Genomic DNA, 14,659 nt, shown 5'->3' on the forward strand with positions numbered 1-14,659 from the left:
ATGGCGAGTCTCGGTGCTCAGCCGGTGCTGCCAATAAGACCGGCGCGTATCCGGTTTATGGCGGTCAGCAGCGAAAGCGTAGCCATGGCCGGAAACACAAATGGCGCGATTGCCTCAGGCCAGAGCCCGGCGGCGGCGAGCACGGCGACCACGCCGAGCGCCAGCGCCCTGTCGCTCTTGCCGAACGGCCCGGCATAGTTTCGCCCGATCCCGGCGGCGATGCCGAGCACGCCGGCGAACTCGGTGAGCGCCGCGGCGATGGCAAAGGCGACGACACCCCAGGCGCCGAATTGGGGAAGGGCGGCAAACGGCAGGATCAGCGCAAGGTCGGAGACGACATCGCAGATCTCGTTGAGGTACATGCCGAGCGTCGAGGCCTGGCCATGTTCCCGCGCCAGCATGCCGTCAATCGCGTTGAGCGCCATGCGAAGGAAAAGCACAAGGGGGATGAGGAAGAGCAGCGGGCTCCAATCGGGGAGGATCGCGATCGCCGATCCAGCCGCGATGGACAGCAGCGCAGCCGCGACCGTTATGCCGTTGGCCGCCACACCCATCGCCGCCAGCCTGTTGACCAGCGGCCGCAGCCTGTCCTGGAAAGCCGGCTTCAGCGCATAGAGCGTCGGCATTGCGATGATCCCCCGATCCTCGCCGTCAGATGTATCACAAACATGCCGAACGGCACCAGCACAGCTGCTAAAACACTGTGAATCCCAGACAGTTGGCACCATGCCATGCACCCATTGCCTGAAGACGACGCCGGAGCCGGCGCTCTGTGGCGCTCTCATGACCGCCTTGGCGAGCTTCGACCATGCAGCCCTGGCATGGCCGCATGCGGTTGCCGGCTTCTGGAACAACGCAGCCACTTGAATAGTAAGCACGCTTATTATATATGCCGCTCATGGTTTCAGATGGCATCGACAGATTGGGATTTTTGATCCACGACGTGCAGCGCCTCATGCGCAAGCGCTTCGAGGCGCGCGCCAGCGGGTTGGGCCTTTCCTCCGCGCAATGGCGGCTTCTCGTCCGCGTCGCCAAGGAGGCCGGTGTCGCGCAGGCGCGGCTCGCCGAACTGCTCGAGATCGAGCCGATCAGTGTCTCGCGCCTCGTCGACCGGATGGAGGAGGGCGGCTGGATCGAGCGTCGCGCCGATGCGGCCGACCGGCGTGTGCGCATGATCTTCCCGACCGAAAAGGCCAACGCGGCCTACGCCGATGTCAAAAGCCTCGCCGGCGAGGTCTATGAGGAATCGCTCACCGGCGTATCGCTGGAGGACCGTCGCATCCTGATCCGGGTGCTCGACACCATCGTGCAGAATTTGACCGACGGCGAGACGTCGTCCCTCGAAAAGATCAAGAATACGGAAGGGCGGGCAGCATGAACGCGGCAGCCAAGAAAGCAGACGACAACGTCACCAAGCTCGAGATCGAGGCGCCGGCGAAGCCGGAGGCTGCGCCGGTCTCCGCGGCAGCGGAGCCGCAGGCCGCACCGGCAGCACCGAAGAAGAAGCGCCGCACCGGCCGCTTCCTTTTGATGGTCGCCCTGCCGCTGGCGCTGCTCGCGGGCGGTGCCTATGTCTGGGTCACCGGCGGTCGCTACCAGGAGACCGAGAACGCCAACCTGCAGCAGGCCCGGATTTCGATCGCCTCCGATACGGCCGGCCGCATCGTCCAGGTCGGCATTGCCGACAACCAGACGGTCAAGGCGGGCGACCTTCTCTTCGTCATCGACCCCGCGCCTTACAAGATCGCGCTGGCCCAGGCCGACGCGGCTGTTGCCGCCGCGCGGCTCAATGTCGAGCAACTGCGCGCCGCCTACAGCCAGGCGATGGCGCAGCAGAAGTCGGCCAAGAGCGAGGTCGACTATGCGCAGTCGCAATATGACCGCGCCGCCGATCTCGCTGAGAAGGGCATCAATGCCAAGTCGTCGCTGGACGAGGCCCGCAACGACCTCGACAAGGCCAAGCAGCAGCTTGCGGTCGCCGAGCAGGGCATTGTCAGCGCCAAGGCGGCGCTTGGCGGCAACCCCGACATCGAGACCGACAAGCATCCGAGCGTGATGTCGGCGCTCGCCGCGCGCGACAAGGCCGCCTACAACCTCTCGCAGACCACCGTGAAGGCGCCGGCCGAGGGCGTCGTCTACCAGGCCTCGTCCTTCAAGGTCGGCCAGTATGTCTCCGTCGGCACGCCGCTGTTCGCGCTGGTCGAGACCGACGACACCTGGATCGACGCCAACTTCAAGGAGACGCAGCTCACCAATATGAAGCCGGGCCAGAAGGCCGAGATCGTGGTCGACACCTATCCGGGCCGGACCTTCGAGGCGACCGTCAAGGCGATCGGCGCCGGCACGGGCGCCGAGTTCTCGCTACTGCCCGCCCAGAACGCCACCGGCAACTGGGTCAAGGTCACCCAGCGCATTCCCGTGCGCCTGGAACTGACCGACCCCGACGCCAAGATGGCGCTGCGCACCGGGATGAGCGCGACGGTCACCGTCGATACCGGCGTCGCGCGTGGCCTGCCGTCGATCTTCGGTCATGCCACGGCCGGCGAGCACGCGCAGTAACGCAAAGTGAAGCCCGCGGGGCATGAGCGGGCGCAAGGGGATGGTCTGAGGGGAGGGGTGTGAAAGCCGAGCGTTTGAGGCTAGCCGCGTCGCGGGTCGATCCCAGGCAGAGGCTTTCGACACGGATCGGTCGGTCCTCAGGTTTCCGGGCGGCAGGCATCCGCTCCAACAGAGACTTTCGGTCGATGTAACCCCCACATCGATCCTCGCGTCCCACCGCGACGAGGGTCTCAAAGCAAGGCCTCGCCGCCCGGAAACCCAATGTACCCGTTTTTGTTACCTGCTGGAAGTTCAGCACCATGAGCACGCCCGAACCCTTCAAGGAAGTACCGCACCGCGGCCTGATCACGGTCGCGCTGATGCTGGCGACGGTCATGCAGGCGCTCGACACCACGATCGCCAATGTCGCGCTGCCGACCATGACCGGCGACCTCGGTGCCTCGCCTGACAACATCAACTGGGTGCTGACCTCCTATATCGTCGCCGCCGCCATCATGACGCCGGTCACCGGCTGGCTCGCCGACCGCCTCGGCCGCAAGGAGCTGTTCCTGGCCTCCGTCGTCGGCTTCACCATCTTCTCCATGCTTTGCGGCATGGCGTGGAGCCTCGAGACGATGGTGCTCTTCCGCCTGCTGCAGGGTGTGTTCGGTGCGGCGATCGTGCCGCTGTCGCAGACCTTCCTGCTCGATATCAATCCCCGCGAACGCCATGGCCAGGCCATGGCCATCTGGGGCGCCGGCATCATGCTGGGGCCGATCCTCGGCCCGACGCTCGGCGGCTGGCTGACCGAGAATTTCAACTGGCGCTGGGTGTTCTTCATCAACCTGCCGGTCGGCATCCTCGCCTTCATCGGCATGGCCGCCTATCTGCCTGTCGTCGCCAAGCGCGTGCGCAGCTTCGATTTCTTCGGCTTCGCCATGATCTCGCTCGGCGTCGGCGCGCTGCAGCTGATGCTCGACCGCGGCGGCGAGGTCGACTGGTTCTCCTCGACAGAGATCTGGATTGAGCTTGCGCTGTCGATCATCGGCTTCTGGGTGTTCATCATCCACACGGTGACGTCCGAACGCCCCTTCATCGATCCGAAAATCTTCCTCGACCGCAATTTCGTGACCGGGCTCGGCTTCATCTTCGTCATGGGCGTGCTGATCCTGGCTTCGATGTCGCTGCTCCCGCCGATGCTTGCCAACATCTTCGGCTACCCGACCGTCACCATCGGTGTCGTGCTCGGCCCGCGCGGTATCGGCACGATGATTTCGATGCTGTTCGTCGGCCGCATCATGCACAGGATCGACGCGCGTATTCTGGTCGCGATCGGATTCCTGCTCACCGCGCAGTCGCTCTACACCATGGCAAGCTTCACGCCGCAGATGGACAACTGGCTGATCATCTCTTCGGGCGTTATCCAGGGCCTCGGTATGGGCATGGTGTTCGTGCCGCTCTCGGCGGTGGCCTTCGCCACGCTCGACGCGCGCTACCGCACCGACGCCACCTCGCTGTTCAGCCTTGTGCGCAATCTCGGCTCGTCGATCGGCGTCTCGGTGGTTGCGGCGCTGATGGTGCAGAACACGCAGGTCAACCACAGCGAGCTCGGGGCGTTCATCAACCCCTACAACCCCAACCTGTGGGCAACCTCGCCCGCGGCGGCGAGCGGTGATCCCATGGCCCTTTCGCAAGTCGACAGGCTGGTCAACGTCCAGGCGATGATGATCTCCTACATCAACGACTTCAAACTCCTGATGGTGATGACGCTGCTTGCCGTCCCGTTCGTCATCCTGCTGCGCAAGCCGAAGGCAGCGCCGACCGGCGGCGCGCCGGCGGCGCACATGGACTGATTTTCATCGCGCCGCCTCTGCGATGCGTAATCTCCCCCCTTGAGGGGGAGATGTCGCCGAAAGGCGACAGAGGGGGTCGCCGCGCATGGAACGCCAACCTTCATCTGCACATGCAAGCCGAGCCCGGTCGAACCGACCTTCTCTGCCTGCTGGCCATCTCCCCCTCAAGGGGAGAGATTACGCGTCGCTCCTGTCCCCTCTCTCCGCTACCTCCCCAGCACCAGTGCCCAGTAGCGCAGGCTGGGATCGCGGCCGTCGCGCACGTAAGCCAACCCGAAGCGGCTGAAGTCCGGGTCGAGCATGTTGCGCCGGTGGCCGTCCGAATGCATCCAGATGTCGAACAGCTTTTGCAGGTCGAAACGTCCCTCGGCGATGTTTTCGCCCGCGGCGCCACGCACGCCGTTGCCCTTCATGCGCGAGGCGAAATCCTTGCCCCAGCCGGTCGTGTGGCTCATGCGGGCGCGCGATGCCATGTAGCCGGCCTGCTGCAGCGCCGCCTGTTCGAGCTGCGCGTCCGGGATGAGCGCCGGCAGTCCGGCCGATGTGCGGATAGTGCTCAACGTGCCTGTGGCGGAAGACGACACGCCGGCGGCTTCGCCGGTCGGCAGCGGGACGCTGGTGCAGGCGGCAATGCCGCCGAGCGCCGCAAGGCCGACGGTCTTGAGCAATGTGCGTCTGTCGAGATGGGGGGAATCGGTGGTCAGGCTGGTCATCCGGCCTCTGATACCGGCGATCGTGGCTTTTGCCGGGCAGCCGATGAAAATCGCGTTATGCGGCGACATCCTCAGGGAGATCGGATATCATCCCGGCGTTCTAGAAGTGGCAGCCACGGGCGGGCCACCCAGGCGGTGACCGCCCCCCGAGCGATACGGAGGACGGTTATGGCTGGTTTTCATGTCATGGCGGACGCGCAAGGGCTGCATGTGCAGCCCACGGTGCGCCACATCACCACGTCGGATCTATGGGACGCGCTAAGGCTCGGCGCCGAGGATTTCTGGGCCAAGCCCTCGCACTACGTGTTCCTGTGCCTGATCTATCCGGTCGTCGGCCTGATCCTGACGCGGTGGACCTCCGGCTCCAGTGCCATCCAGCTCGTCTATCCGCTGATGTCGGGCTTTGCATTGATCGGTCCCTTTGCTGCGATCGGCCTCTACGAGATCAGTCGCCGGCGCGAGCTCGGCATGAGCAGCCGCTGGCACCATGCGCTCGACGTGCGCCGTTCGCCGGCGCTGCCCTCGATCGCCGCGATCGGCGTCCTGCTTTTCGCGCTGTTCCTTCTGTGGCTGTTCACCGCGCAGTCGATCTACACCAGCCTGTTCGGCGCAGAGCCGCCGGCCTCCGTCGGAACTTTCCTGCGCGACGTGCTGACGACCGGCAAGGGCTGGACGCTGATCCTGCTCGGCAACGGTGCCGGCCTCGTCTTCGCGATCGTGGTGCTCGCCACCACCGTGATTGCCTTCCCGCTGCTGCTCGACCGCGATGTCGGCGCGGTCTCGGCGATCGAGACCTCGGCGCGCGCCGTGATAGTCAACCCGCTGCAGATGGCGCTCTGGGGCCTGACGGTCGCGGTGCTGCTGGTGATCGGCTCGATCCCACTGTTTGCCGGCCTTGCCGTCGTCATGCCGGTCCTCGGCCACGCGACTTGGCATCTCTATCGCAAGGTGGTGGAGCCGCAGGATATCCGGCCCATCCGCCGGCCGATGTAGGCCGCGCCGGCTCGAACAAAGCAGACGGCCCGAAGCGGTTTACCGAGCCTGTTTCATGAAGATGTTCTTGAGGTCGCTCAAGATGGCGGCTTTCGTGGCCGGGCTTTGGGCTGTCGGCTGCCTTGATACTACGCGTGCCAACGCTGACGAGTTGGCGCACTTTGAAAGCGCGGCCGTGAAGCCGACGCGGTTTCAGCAGCGCATTGCGCAACAAAACGGGCGAGCGCTCCAGGCCATTCCCGGCACGCCATTGAATGGGTATCTGACGCGACCGCCGGGTGAGGGGCCGTTCCCGGCGGTCGTCGTTCTCCATGGATGTTCGGGCCTATTCCCAACTGTAGAGAAAACCTGGTCGCAGCGGCTGTCTTCCTGGGGTTATGTCGTACTCGTCGTCGACAGCTTCAGCACGCGCGGTATTCGCGAGACGTGTGATCACGGCCTGCTCGCCGATGGCAGCCTGTTTGCTGATCGCGTCTATGACGCCTACGGCGCCTTGGAGTACCTGTCGAAATTGAGTTTCGTCGACCCGCAGCGCACAGCGTTGATGGGGTTCTCCGCCGGCGGGATCACAACGCTTGAGGCCGTGCAATCCGGTGGCGCCGAACAGCTTATGGAGCGTAAATTCAAAGCTGCGATTGCCTACTATCCGAATTGTTCGGCTACGAATGGCGACGTGGCGGTGCCGACCTTGATCCTGATCGGCGAGCTCGACGATTGGACCCCCGCCAAAAATTGCCGGGAAATGATGGCGCAGCGCAGCGGCAAGGGCAGCGCCGTGCAGCTTGATGTCTTCAAGGGCGCTCGCCACGCCTTTGCCTCCCCGTCATTCAAGACGGGCACCGAGCAGTATGGCCACCGGGTGGAGTACAACGCAGCTGCGGCCGAAAAATCGGCAAGCGACGTCCACACGTTTTTGAAGCAGGCCTTCAGCGGACAACAGCCATAGCCCTGATCATCCAATCTCAGCGCTGCGCCTCGGTCGCCATCTTCAAAGCCAGCGCCGTCAGCACGGTGCCCATCATCCAGCGCTGGACGACCAGCCAGAACGGCCGTCCGGCGAGGAAGGTGGCGATCGAGCCAGCCGTCACCGCGATGATGGCGTTGACGGTCAGGCTGATCGAGATCTGCGTCACGCCGAGCACCAGAAGCTGCGACAGCACATGGCCCTTGGCCGGGTTGATGAACTGCGGCAAGAGCGACAGATAGAGCACCGCCACCTTCGGATTGAGCAGGTTGGTCATCAGCCCCATGACGAACAGCTTGCGCGGCCTGTCCTTCGGCAGCTCGCGCACCTGGAATGGCGAGCGGCCGCCGGGCCTTAGCGCCTGCCAGGCGAGCCACAGCAAATAAAGCGCGCCGGCAAAGCGCAGCGCGTCATAGGCATAAGGCACGGCGAAGATGAGCGCGGTGATGCCAAAGGCCGCGGACACCACATAGAACAGGAAGCCCAGCGCCACGCCGCCCAGCGAGATCAGCCCGGCCCTCGGCCCTTGCGACAGCGAGCGCGAGATCAGATAGATCATGTTCGGGCCGGGTGTGAGCACCATGCCGAGGCAGATCAGCGCGAAAGTCAAATGGTTGGCGGCGTCGGGCATGGCTCGATCTCCAGCACCTGCGGCAGGGAAGGTCCGATGCCGGCGGGGACGGACATGTGCCTTGTGCCGCGCACGAGCGCAAGGGACTTGCCGGCGCCGTTCGTTGCGCCAGGTCGAGCAGCGCCGCAGGCTTTGGTAGCCTCTCTACTCACCGACGATCGAGGCTGCCGGACGAGGCGAGGTTATAGGATCGGCATGACGAAGGACGATCTTCCACGCGCCTTTCTCCCGCCGAAATATAGTGGTGGTTCGAAGTGAGATCGGAACAAGCTTGTCGCTGCCGCCGACCTTGGATCGGACCCGCTCGATCTCGATGATGTAACCCAAGTCGGTCGTTGCGTACTCGGAAATACGGTCAAAGCCGATAACCTCTCCGTCTCGGTAGTTGGTAGCGGCACGGTCCATCGTTTCGGCAGCCTTCTTCCATCCTTTTGCCGGCGGGCCGAATGGATTGGCGATGACGACGTCATCCCGTTGTGAGAAGAGACTTTTCAATGGTTCGGGATTGCCCTTGACGAAGGCATCCAGGGCTAAATGATCCTGCTCGATGAGTTTCGCGAGGTCTGACAGCATCTCAGCATCCTCCGATAAAGGGGAAAGAGAATACTATCTGAAATCAAGCCCCTGATCCTGCCTTTTCGCTTCTTGGCGCGCCGGCGTCAGTTTATATCCTTATCCCACCACGCGCAAATTCGATAGCTCGTTCGCAATCTCCTTGAAATTGTCGGACAGCGTCGCGCCGGTTGCATTCCAGAAAAGCTTGGCGGGCTTGCTGGGGTCGGCGGGATCCTTGCGGAAGCGGGAGTCGGATGAGCAGGTCTTCAGGGCGTCCATCGCCTGCTTGTCGCCGGCGTCGGTCGCGGACATGTCGAGCGCAACCGTCATCACCATGATGTTGGCCGCCTTGGCGTGGTCGCAGAGCTTGGCCATCTGCTCGTTGAGCGCGTTGGTGTAATTGCCCGAGGAATAGTTGAACTGGCCGATGTCGCTGGAGGTGCCGCCGAACAGGCGGGTGACCGAGGTGCCTTTGTAGCCGACGCCGGTATAGCCGTAGGCCGCATAGGTCGATTTGTTGCCGGCCGGATCGGAGTTCACCGTCGAATAGGTGTTCTCGCCGTCGGTGAGCACGATGACGACCTTGTCGTTGCCGCGTTCGGTCTCCGGCCGCCCTTCGGTGAAGGGCGCCGTGCTGGACACGGTGCGCCAGCCCCAGGCCATGCCTTCCGGCACGTTGGTGTTGCCGTTGGGCTGCATCAGGTCGACAGCCGCCTTGATCGCGGCCAGCCCGTCCGCGGTGGTGACGTCGGTGAGCGGCGTGACCGGCGTCGTGGTGCAGCTGTAGTTGGGACCGGCGCCCGTTGCCAGCACCGGCGCATTGATCGGCCGCGGCATGAAATACTTGGCCATATTGGATTGGCGCGTCTTGCCGGTGGTGCTCGACGGATCGTCGTTCCACCAGCTGTTGGCGGCGCCGTAGGTCACCGGGTTCGGCTCGTCGGGATCTTGCGTCACCTTCCAGTGGTTGCCGGGTTCGTCGGGCGCGAACATCGGCACGAACATGGTCGCCGGGTCGCCGACCCCGATGCCGGTGTTGTTCGGCCCGCCGGACGCAGGCGTATCGTCGACATTGTAAGGGTAGGGACGCACTTCGACGCAGCCCTGCCAGCTCGCGAACGGGCCGTAGGTGTCGTTGTAGTCGTATTCGTTGTGGCTGCGCTTGCAGGTGTTGTTGGACCGGTATTCGTCGCAGACGACGCGCTTGCTGCCGACGATGCGCTCGTGGCTGGTGACCACCTTCATGTCGCGATAGAGCGAAAAGCGGGTCAGTGCCTGGCCTTCCTCGGTCCCCCAGCCGGTGCCGTTCTTGTACCAGATGCCGTTGATCTTCTGGGCGTGCTTGTCGGCGGCGTTGAGCGTCGACCAGTCGAAATTCTCGTTGGCGACCGGCGACAGCCCGTAGACATCCATCCAGGAGGCGTTGTCGTTATCGGGCCCGACATTGACCGAAGCCGCGAAGGGCACCAGGCTGAACTGGACCGGCTTGTCGATCTGCTTGATCTGCGCCGCCTGCTGCGCAAGCGTGTCGACCAACTGCTTGGCGGCCTGTTTGAGCAGGTCGATGCGCTTCTGCCCCGTGCCGGATCCTTTCGTCGACATCGAGCCCGAATTGTCGAGCACCATCGCCACTTCCAGTGTGTTCTTCAAGCGCACCTGTGACTTCATCTCGATCTCAACGGGCTTTTTCGCGTCGACTTCGTCGACGCCGACGAGCATTGCCGAAGCCGGATGGAAATAGGGATGGTAGGTAAGCGTGGCGCTCATTGTCAGCAAGCCGCCGCCGGCCTGGCTGGTGGGCAGGGTGATGTTGAGCGCTACGTCCGCGGGGTCGATGGTGTTGAGGTTGGCGTTGAAGAAGTCGACGGCATAGGCCTTGATCTGGTCGTCGGTGGCGCCTTCCGCCAACCGCCTTGCGGCGGCAAAATTCGCCGCATCGAGCGCGTTGAGCACCATCTGTTTCTGACGGTTGAGTTCGGTGAAGTCGACCGCGATTGCGAGGGCGCCCATCAGCGGCACCATGGCGATCGCCGTCATCAGGGCATAGTTGCCGCGCCGGTCGCTGCAAAAGCGAAGCCAGAATTCGCGCATCTTCAGCAAGCGGTTCTCTTTCGGATCAGCTGACGATGCGCAGGTTCGACAATTCGTTGCCGATCGCCTTGAAGTCGTCCGAAAGCGTGGCGCCGGTCGAGTTCCAGAATAGCTTCGCCGGCTTGCTCGGGTCGGCAGGGTCTCTGCGGAAGCGGGAGTCGGAAGCGCAAGCCTTTAGCGCAGCCATGGCCTTCTTCTCGTCCGCCTTGGTGTCAACCAAATCGAGCGAGACCGTCATCACGATGATCCCGGCCGCCTTGGCATTGGCGCATAGCGTCTGCATCTGTTCGTCAAGCGCGGCGGTGTAGTTGCCGTCCGTATAGGTGGTCTTAGGCACCGCGGTGCTCGTATTCATGAACAGGCGCGTGACGCTTGCCAGTGCGGAATTGACTTTGCCTGTATAGCCATAGGCCGCATAGGTGGAACGGTTGTTGGCGTAACTGGCGTCGCTGATCGCGCTGTAGGTATTGGCGCCGTCGGTCAGCACGATTGCGACCTTGTCGTTGCCCTTTTCGTTGTTTGGCCGACCTTCGGTGAAGGGCTCGTTGCTTGAGACTGTCCGCCAGCCCCAGGCGAGCCCCTCGGGTACGTTCGTATTGCCAGTTGGCGCCATAGCATTGATGGCGTCAGTCAGTTGCTGCTTCTGCGCACTCACCGTGACGTCCTTGAGGGGCGTGATTGGACTGGTGGTGCAGGCTGCGTTCGGGCCGTCACCGGCACCGGCCGAAGTCGAACCGTAAGGCTTCACCAGAAAGTACTTCCGCATGTCCGATTGCCGCTGAACCGCGGTTGGGTTTAATGAATAAGGCCAGTCTGCCCACCAATTGTTCTCGTAGCCGTAGCTCAAGCTGTTGACATCATTCGTGCCGTCGCGGTTGAAGTCGCGCCACAGCGTGCCGGGCTCGTCCGGAGCGAACATGGGCACAAAGAGCGTCGCAGGATTGGACGTGGTCGGCGTCGTGTCGTCGTCGTTGTAGGGATAAGGCCTCGCTTCGACGCACCCCTGCCAACTCGCATAGCGGCTGGTAGTGTAGACATATTGCGGGTCAGTCCAATGTCCGTCGGTGCATTTGCCCTTTTTGTTGTACGCGTCGCAGATGTACTGCTTTGAGTTCGGCACCTCTTCGCGACCCGATTCCACGGTCATGTCGGCATAAAGGCTGAAGCGGGTCAGGGGCTCACCCTTGGTATCGCCCCAACCGTCACCGCGTTTGTACCAGGCGCCATTGACCTTCTCGGCGTACTTGTTCGGATCGTTGGCGGCGCTCATCGTCGTCCAGTCGAAATTCTCGTGCTGGACCGGGGAGATACCATCTTGATCCATCCAGCTGTCGCCGTCATGCGTCGGCCCGACATTGACCGAGGCAGAGAACGGAACCAGCGAGAACTGCACTGGCTTGGAGATCTGCTTCATCTGCTGGGCCTGCAGCGCCAGCGTGTCGACCAACTGCTTGGCGGCGGCTTTTAGCAGGTCAATACGCTTCTGCCCGGTTCCCGAGCCCAGGGTCGACATCGATCCGGAATTATCCAGCACGAGCGCCACTTCCAGCGTGTTCTTAAGTCGGATTTCCGACCTCGCCGAAACATTGACTACGTGGTCGCCCGCAGTCCCGCCGAGCAGCATCGCCGCCGCCGGCAGGAAATAGGGGTGATATTTCAGGGACGCCTCCAGGACCAGGGTGCCGCCGCCGGCATTGTTGTTGGGCAGCGTGACGGTCAGCGTCGTGTTGGCCGGAGACACGTGCCTGAGATTGGCCTCGAAGAACTGCTTGGCGTAGGCCTTCGCGTCCGCGTCGCTCGCTCCGCTGACGATCTGTTGCGCTGTCGCGACCCCAGCAGCATCTAGGGCGTTGAGCGTCTCCTGCTTCTCTCTAACCAGTTCCGTAAAATCGACGGCCAGTGCCACGGCACCCATCAGCGGCACCATCGTGATGACTGTCAACAGGGCGTAGTTGCCCCGCTTGTCGCCTATAAATCTGCCGATCATTGCGCTCAGCCCCCGCAAAAGACCCATACCGGTATACGACCATGGTCCTAGTTCGGTGCTACCATGGTCATAGATCCTTAAATTTCAGCTTGCCCGAAACGTTCAAGCACGCACCGCCATTTTGACGGCGTGTTAACCCTGCGCTTCCGAACGGGCGTGGTCGCGGCTCGTCCCGGCGGCGATGGCGAAAGCTGGTGACAGGATGGAGCGCTTCGGTTATGCGGGACCGGCCGTGGCGGCCTCCGAACCAAAAGGATGGCTGTCGCGGCTTTGCCTAGACCAGTCTCAGGATAACGGCATGGCGGACTCGCCAAACATCATCGCTTCGCTCACCGATCTGACGGAAAACTACGCGGCCATCCTGTGCGACGTATGGGGCGTGGTGCACAATGGCGAATGGCACTTCCCCGTCGCCGCGGAGGCGCTTGCTCGGGCGCGCGCGGCAAAAGTGCCGGTGGTGCTGATCACCAATTCGCCGCGGCGCAGCGACGACGTCGTTGCGCAGATGCATACGATAGGCGTTCCGGCAGATGCCTACGACCGTGTCGTCACCTCGGGCGACGTCACGCGCGACTTGATCGCCGAGGGTCCGAGGAAGATCTTCCACATCGGGCCCGAGCGCGACTTCACCCTCTATGACGGCTTGGACGTCGAACTCGTGGAGGAATTCGAAGCCTCCGGCGTCGTCTGCACCGGGTTCTATGACGACGAGGTGGAGAAGCCCGCCGAATACGCGGAACTGCTGCAGCGGCTGCGTGCCCGCAACCTGCCCTTCATCTGCGCCAACCCCGACATCCTTGTCGAGCGCGGCGAGCGCACCATCTGGTGTGCCGGCGCGCTGGCGCGCGACTACGCGCAGCTTGGCGGCCGCACGCTGATCGCCGGCAAGCCTTTCGCGCCGATCTACAACCTCGCCATGAAGGAGGTCGCCGGGCTGCTCGGCCACGCGGCCGAGCGCAAACAGGTTCTCGCCATCGGCGATGGCATGATGACCGACGTCAAGGGTGCCGCCGACAACGGGTTCGACGTGCTCTATGTCTCGGGCGGGATTCATGCGCGCGACTATGGCGACCCGCTGCGGCCGGATCCCGAAAGGCTGGCGGGATTCCTCACGACGCACGGTTATCGCCCGGTCGCCGTCATCCCGCGGCTGCAATAGGCGGGAAGCCGGACCATGACGGGCGCCCCGACATCACGCAGGTCGACATGACGCACGATTTCGAACGGATTTCGGCGGTCACGCCGTTGCCCGGCCATCTGCGCGGCGGCGTCGTGGCGATCGGCAATTTCGACGGCGTCCACCGCGGCCATCTGTCGGTGCTGGAACGGGCGCTCGCCGAAGCCGGGCGCCGCGGCGTGCCGGCCCTGGTGCTTACCTTCGAGCCGCACCCGCGCAAGGTATTCAGGCCGGACGTGCCGCTCTTCGTGCTGACGCCGCCGCCGATGAAGGCGCGGCTCCTGGCCAGGCTTGGCTTTGCCGCCCTCGTCGAGCAGCCGTTCACGCGCGACTTCGCCGCGCTCTCGGCCGAGGCATTCGTGACCGATGTGCTGGAAAACAGGCTGGGCGTCAGCCATGCCGTCACCGGTTTCGACTTCCACTTCGGCAAGGACCGCCAGGGCGGCCCGGCTTTCCTGATGGCTGCCGGCGAACGCCACGGCTTCGGCGTCACGCTGGTCGACGCCTTCCGCGACGAAGGTGCCGAGGTGGTCTCGTCCAGCCGCATCCGCGCCCTGCTTTGCGAAGGCAAGGTCGGGGAAGCAGCCGGCCTGCTCGGCTATCGCTTCACCGTCGAGAGCGAGGTGATCGCCGGCCAGCAGCTCGGCCGCACGCTTGGCTTTCCAACCGCCAATATGAAGCTTTCGCCGGAAGCCACTCTGAAGGAAGGCATTTACGCCGTCCGCTTGCGCCGCGCCGATGGCACGCTCCATGACGGCGTCGCCAGCTTCGGCCGCCGGCCGACCGTCGACGATAATGGCGCGCCGCTGCTCGAAACCTATGTCTTCGACTTCTCCGGCGATCTCTATGGCGAGATCTGCCAGGTGTCGTTCTTCGGCTATCTGCGCCCCGAGCTCAAATTCGATGGGCTTGATGCGCTGGTCGCGCAGATGAAGCGCGACGAGGCCGAGGCGAGGGCGCTGCTCGCAGGTGTGCGTCCGCTATCGGAGCTGGACGCCGCCATCTGTTTCTGAGGTCTGGAAGGCGCGGTGGCGAAGAGAAGCGTCAAAGCGCCTGCGTCCGGCTAGCAGATTGCAAACCTTGGCGATTGGCGAAACGCCCTCTCATGTCGTCATCCCAGGGTCTTCGCGACGGAGCCTCTGTTTCGCCTGGGATGA

At 63.6% G+C, this 14,659-nt stretch carries 13 protein-coding genes; 7 read left to right on the forward strand and 6 right to left on the reverse strand.

What is annotated here, in order from left to right; translation table 11 throughout:
- Window positions 1-17: 17 nt before the first annotated feature.
- Entirely contained in the window at window positions 18-626 is a 609-nt protein-coding gene (locus P9254_RS16130) for a CDP-alcohol phosphatidyltransferase family protein (RefSeq protein WP_278056952.1), read from the reverse strand.
- 272 nt (window positions 627-898) lie between these two features.
- Between P9254_RS16130 and P9254_RS16135 the strand changes: the two genes are divergently transcribed.
- The 3 genes from P9254_RS16135 to P9254_RS16145 all read left to right on the forward strand — a co-directional run bounded on the left by P9254_RS16135 (window position 899) and on the right by P9254_RS16145 (window position 4,391).
- A complete protein-coding gene (locus P9254_RS16135; RefSeq protein ID WP_095801336.1) occupies window positions 899-1,378 on the forward strand; it encodes a MarR family winged helix-turn-helix transcriptional regulator in 480 nt (159 codons plus the stop codon).
- Window positions 1,375-2,559 carry an HlyD family secretion protein gene (locus tag P9254_RS16140; RefSeq protein WP_278056954.1) on the forward strand — a complete coding sequence of 395 codons (1,185 nt, stop codon included), beginning with the start codon at window positions 1,375-1,377 and terminating at the stop codon, window positions 2,557-2,559. The genes P9254_RS16135 and P9254_RS16140 overlap by 4 nt, the downstream gene beginning before the upstream one ends.
- A gap of 299 nt (window positions 2,560-2,858) precedes the next feature.
- Complete coding sequence (locus tag P9254_RS16145; protein WP_278056955.1) at window positions 2,859-4,391, forward strand: DHA2 family efflux MFS transporter permease subunit; 1,533 nt, start codon at window positions 2,859-2,861, stop codon at window positions 4,389-4,391.
- 206 nt (window positions 4,392-4,597) lie between these two features.
- Here the strand turns inward: P9254_RS16145 and P9254_RS16150 are convergent, their stop codons facing one another.
- A complete protein-coding gene (locus P9254_RS16150; protein WP_278056957.1) occupies window positions 4,598-5,104 on the reverse strand; it encodes a CAP domain-containing protein in 507 nt (168 codons plus the stop codon).
- A 168-nt stretch (window positions 5,105-5,272) separates the two neighbouring features.
- On the opposite strand from P9254_RS16150, the gene P9254_RS16155 reads away from it, so the two are divergent.
- Complete coding sequence (locus tag P9254_RS16155; protein WP_278056959.1) at window positions 5,273-6,097, forward strand: DUF2189 domain-containing protein; 825 nt, start codon at window positions 5,273-5,275, stop codon at window positions 6,095-6,097.
- A gap of 55 nt (window positions 6,098-6,152) precedes the next feature.
- Window positions 6,153-7,043 (forward strand): dienelactone hydrolase family protein, encoded by an 891-nt coding sequence (locus P9254_RS16160; protein WP_278056961.1) that lies wholly within the window; start codon window positions 6,153-6,155, stop codon window positions 7,041-7,043.
- A 16-nt stretch (window positions 7,044-7,059) separates the two neighbouring features.
- Here P9254_RS16160 and P9254_RS16165 read toward each other — a convergent pair whose 3' ends face one another.
- The 4 genes from P9254_RS16165 to P9254_RS16180 form a co-directional block, all read right to left on the reverse strand.
- Complete coding sequence (locus tag P9254_RS16165; RefSeq protein ID WP_095778371.1) at window positions 7,060-7,692, reverse strand: LysE family translocator; 633 nt, start codon at window positions 7,690-7,692, stop codon at window positions 7,060-7,062.
- Window positions 7,693-7,836: 144 nt separating this feature from the next.
- Complete coding sequence (locus P9254_RS16170) at window positions 7,837-8,265, reverse strand: YybH family protein (protein ID WP_278056964.1); 429 nt, start codon at window positions 8,263-8,265, stop codon at window positions 7,837-7,839.
- Between the two features lie 99 nt (window positions 8,266-8,364).
- The gene (locus P9254_RS16175; protein ID WP_278056995.1) at window positions 8,365-10,338 is read right to left on the reverse strand and encodes a pilus assembly protein; all 1,974 of its coding nucleotides are present in this window, start codon (window positions 10,336-10,338) and stop codon (window positions 8,365-8,367) included.
- A 25-nt stretch (window positions 10,339-10,363) separates the two neighbouring features.
- Window positions 10,364-12,325 carry a pilus assembly protein TadG-related protein gene (locus P9254_RS16180; protein ID WP_278056966.1) on the reverse strand — a complete coding sequence of 654 codons (1,962 nt, stop codon included), beginning with the start codon at window positions 12,323-12,325 and terminating at the stop codon, window positions 10,364-10,366.
- 298 nt (window positions 12,326-12,623) lie between these two features.
- On the opposite strand from P9254_RS16180, the gene P9254_RS16185 reads away from it, so the two are divergent.
- Window positions 12,624-13,484: a TIGR01459 family HAD-type hydrolase gene (locus P9254_RS16185; RefSeq protein ID WP_278056968.1), complete on the forward strand. Its 861-nt coding sequence runs from the start codon at window positions 12,624-12,626 to the stop codon at window positions 13,482-13,484.
- A 47-nt stretch (window positions 13,485-13,531) separates the two neighbouring features.
- Complete coding sequence (locus P9254_RS16190; RefSeq protein WP_278056969.1) at window positions 13,532-14,515, forward strand: bifunctional riboflavin kinase/FAD synthetase; 984 nt, start codon at window positions 13,532-13,534, stop codon at window positions 14,513-14,515.
- Window positions 14,516-14,659: the final 144 nt, after the last annotated feature.

Origin of the sequence: Mesorhizobium sp. WSM4983 (assembly GCF_029625765.1) — a bacterium.
Taxonomy (GTDB): Bacteria; Pseudomonadota; Alphaproteobacteria; order Rhizobiales; family Rhizobiaceae; genus Mesorhizobium.

What these genes read in the sequence shown, in the direction of transcription:
- P9254_RS16130 (WP_278056952.1), bottom strand. Translation starts at nt 626, where the DNA reads ATGCCGACGCTCTATGCGCTGAAGCCGGCTTTCCAGGACAGGCTGCGG.
- P9254_RS16135 (WP_095801336.1), top strand. Translation starts at nt 899, where the DNA reads ATGGTTTCAGATGGCATCGACAGATTGGGATTTTTGATCCACGACGTG.
- P9254_RS16140 (WP_278056954.1), top strand. Translation starts at nt 1,375, where the DNA reads ATGAACGCGGCAGCCAAGAAAGCAGACGACAACGTCACCAAGCTCGAG.
- P9254_RS16145 (WP_278056955.1), top strand. Translation starts at nt 2,859, where the DNA reads ATGAGCACGCCCGAACCCTTCAAGGAAGTACCGCACCGCGGCCTGATC.
- P9254_RS16150 (WP_278056957.1), bottom strand. Translation starts at nt 5,104, where the DNA reads ATGACCAGCCTGACCACCGATTCCCCCCATCTCGACAGACGCACATTG.
- P9254_RS16155 (WP_278056959.1), top strand. Translation starts at nt 5,273, where the DNA reads ATGGCTGGTTTTCATGTCATGGCGGACGCGCAAGGGCTGCATGTGCAG.
- P9254_RS16160 (WP_278056961.1), top strand. Translation starts at nt 6,153, where the DNA reads ATGAAGATGTTCTTGAGGTCGCTCAAGATGGCGGCTTTCGTGGCCGGG.
- P9254_RS16165 (WP_095778371.1), bottom strand. Translation starts at nt 7,692, where the DNA reads ATGCCCGACGCCGCCAACCATTTGACTTTCGCGCTGATCTGCCTCGGC.
- P9254_RS16170 (WP_278056964.1), bottom strand. Translation starts at nt 8,265, where the DNA reads ATGCTGTCAGACCTCGCGAAACTCATCGAGCAGGATCATTTAGCCCTG.
- P9254_RS16175 (WP_278056995.1), bottom strand. Translation starts at nt 10,338, where the DNA reads ATGCGCGAATTCTGGCTTCGCTTTTGCAGCGACCGGCGCGGCAACTAT.
- P9254_RS16180 (WP_278056966.1), bottom strand. Translation starts at nt 12,325, where the DNA reads ATGATCGGCAGATTTATAGGCGACAAGCGGGGCAACTACGCCCTGTTG.
- P9254_RS16185 (WP_278056968.1), top strand. Translation starts at nt 12,624, where the DNA reads ATGGCGGACTCGCCAAACATCATCGCTTCGCTCACCGATCTGACGGAA.
- P9254_RS16190 (WP_278056969.1), top strand. Translation starts at nt 13,532, where the DNA reads ATGACGCACGATTTCGAACGGATTTCGGCGGTCACGCCGTTGCCCGGC.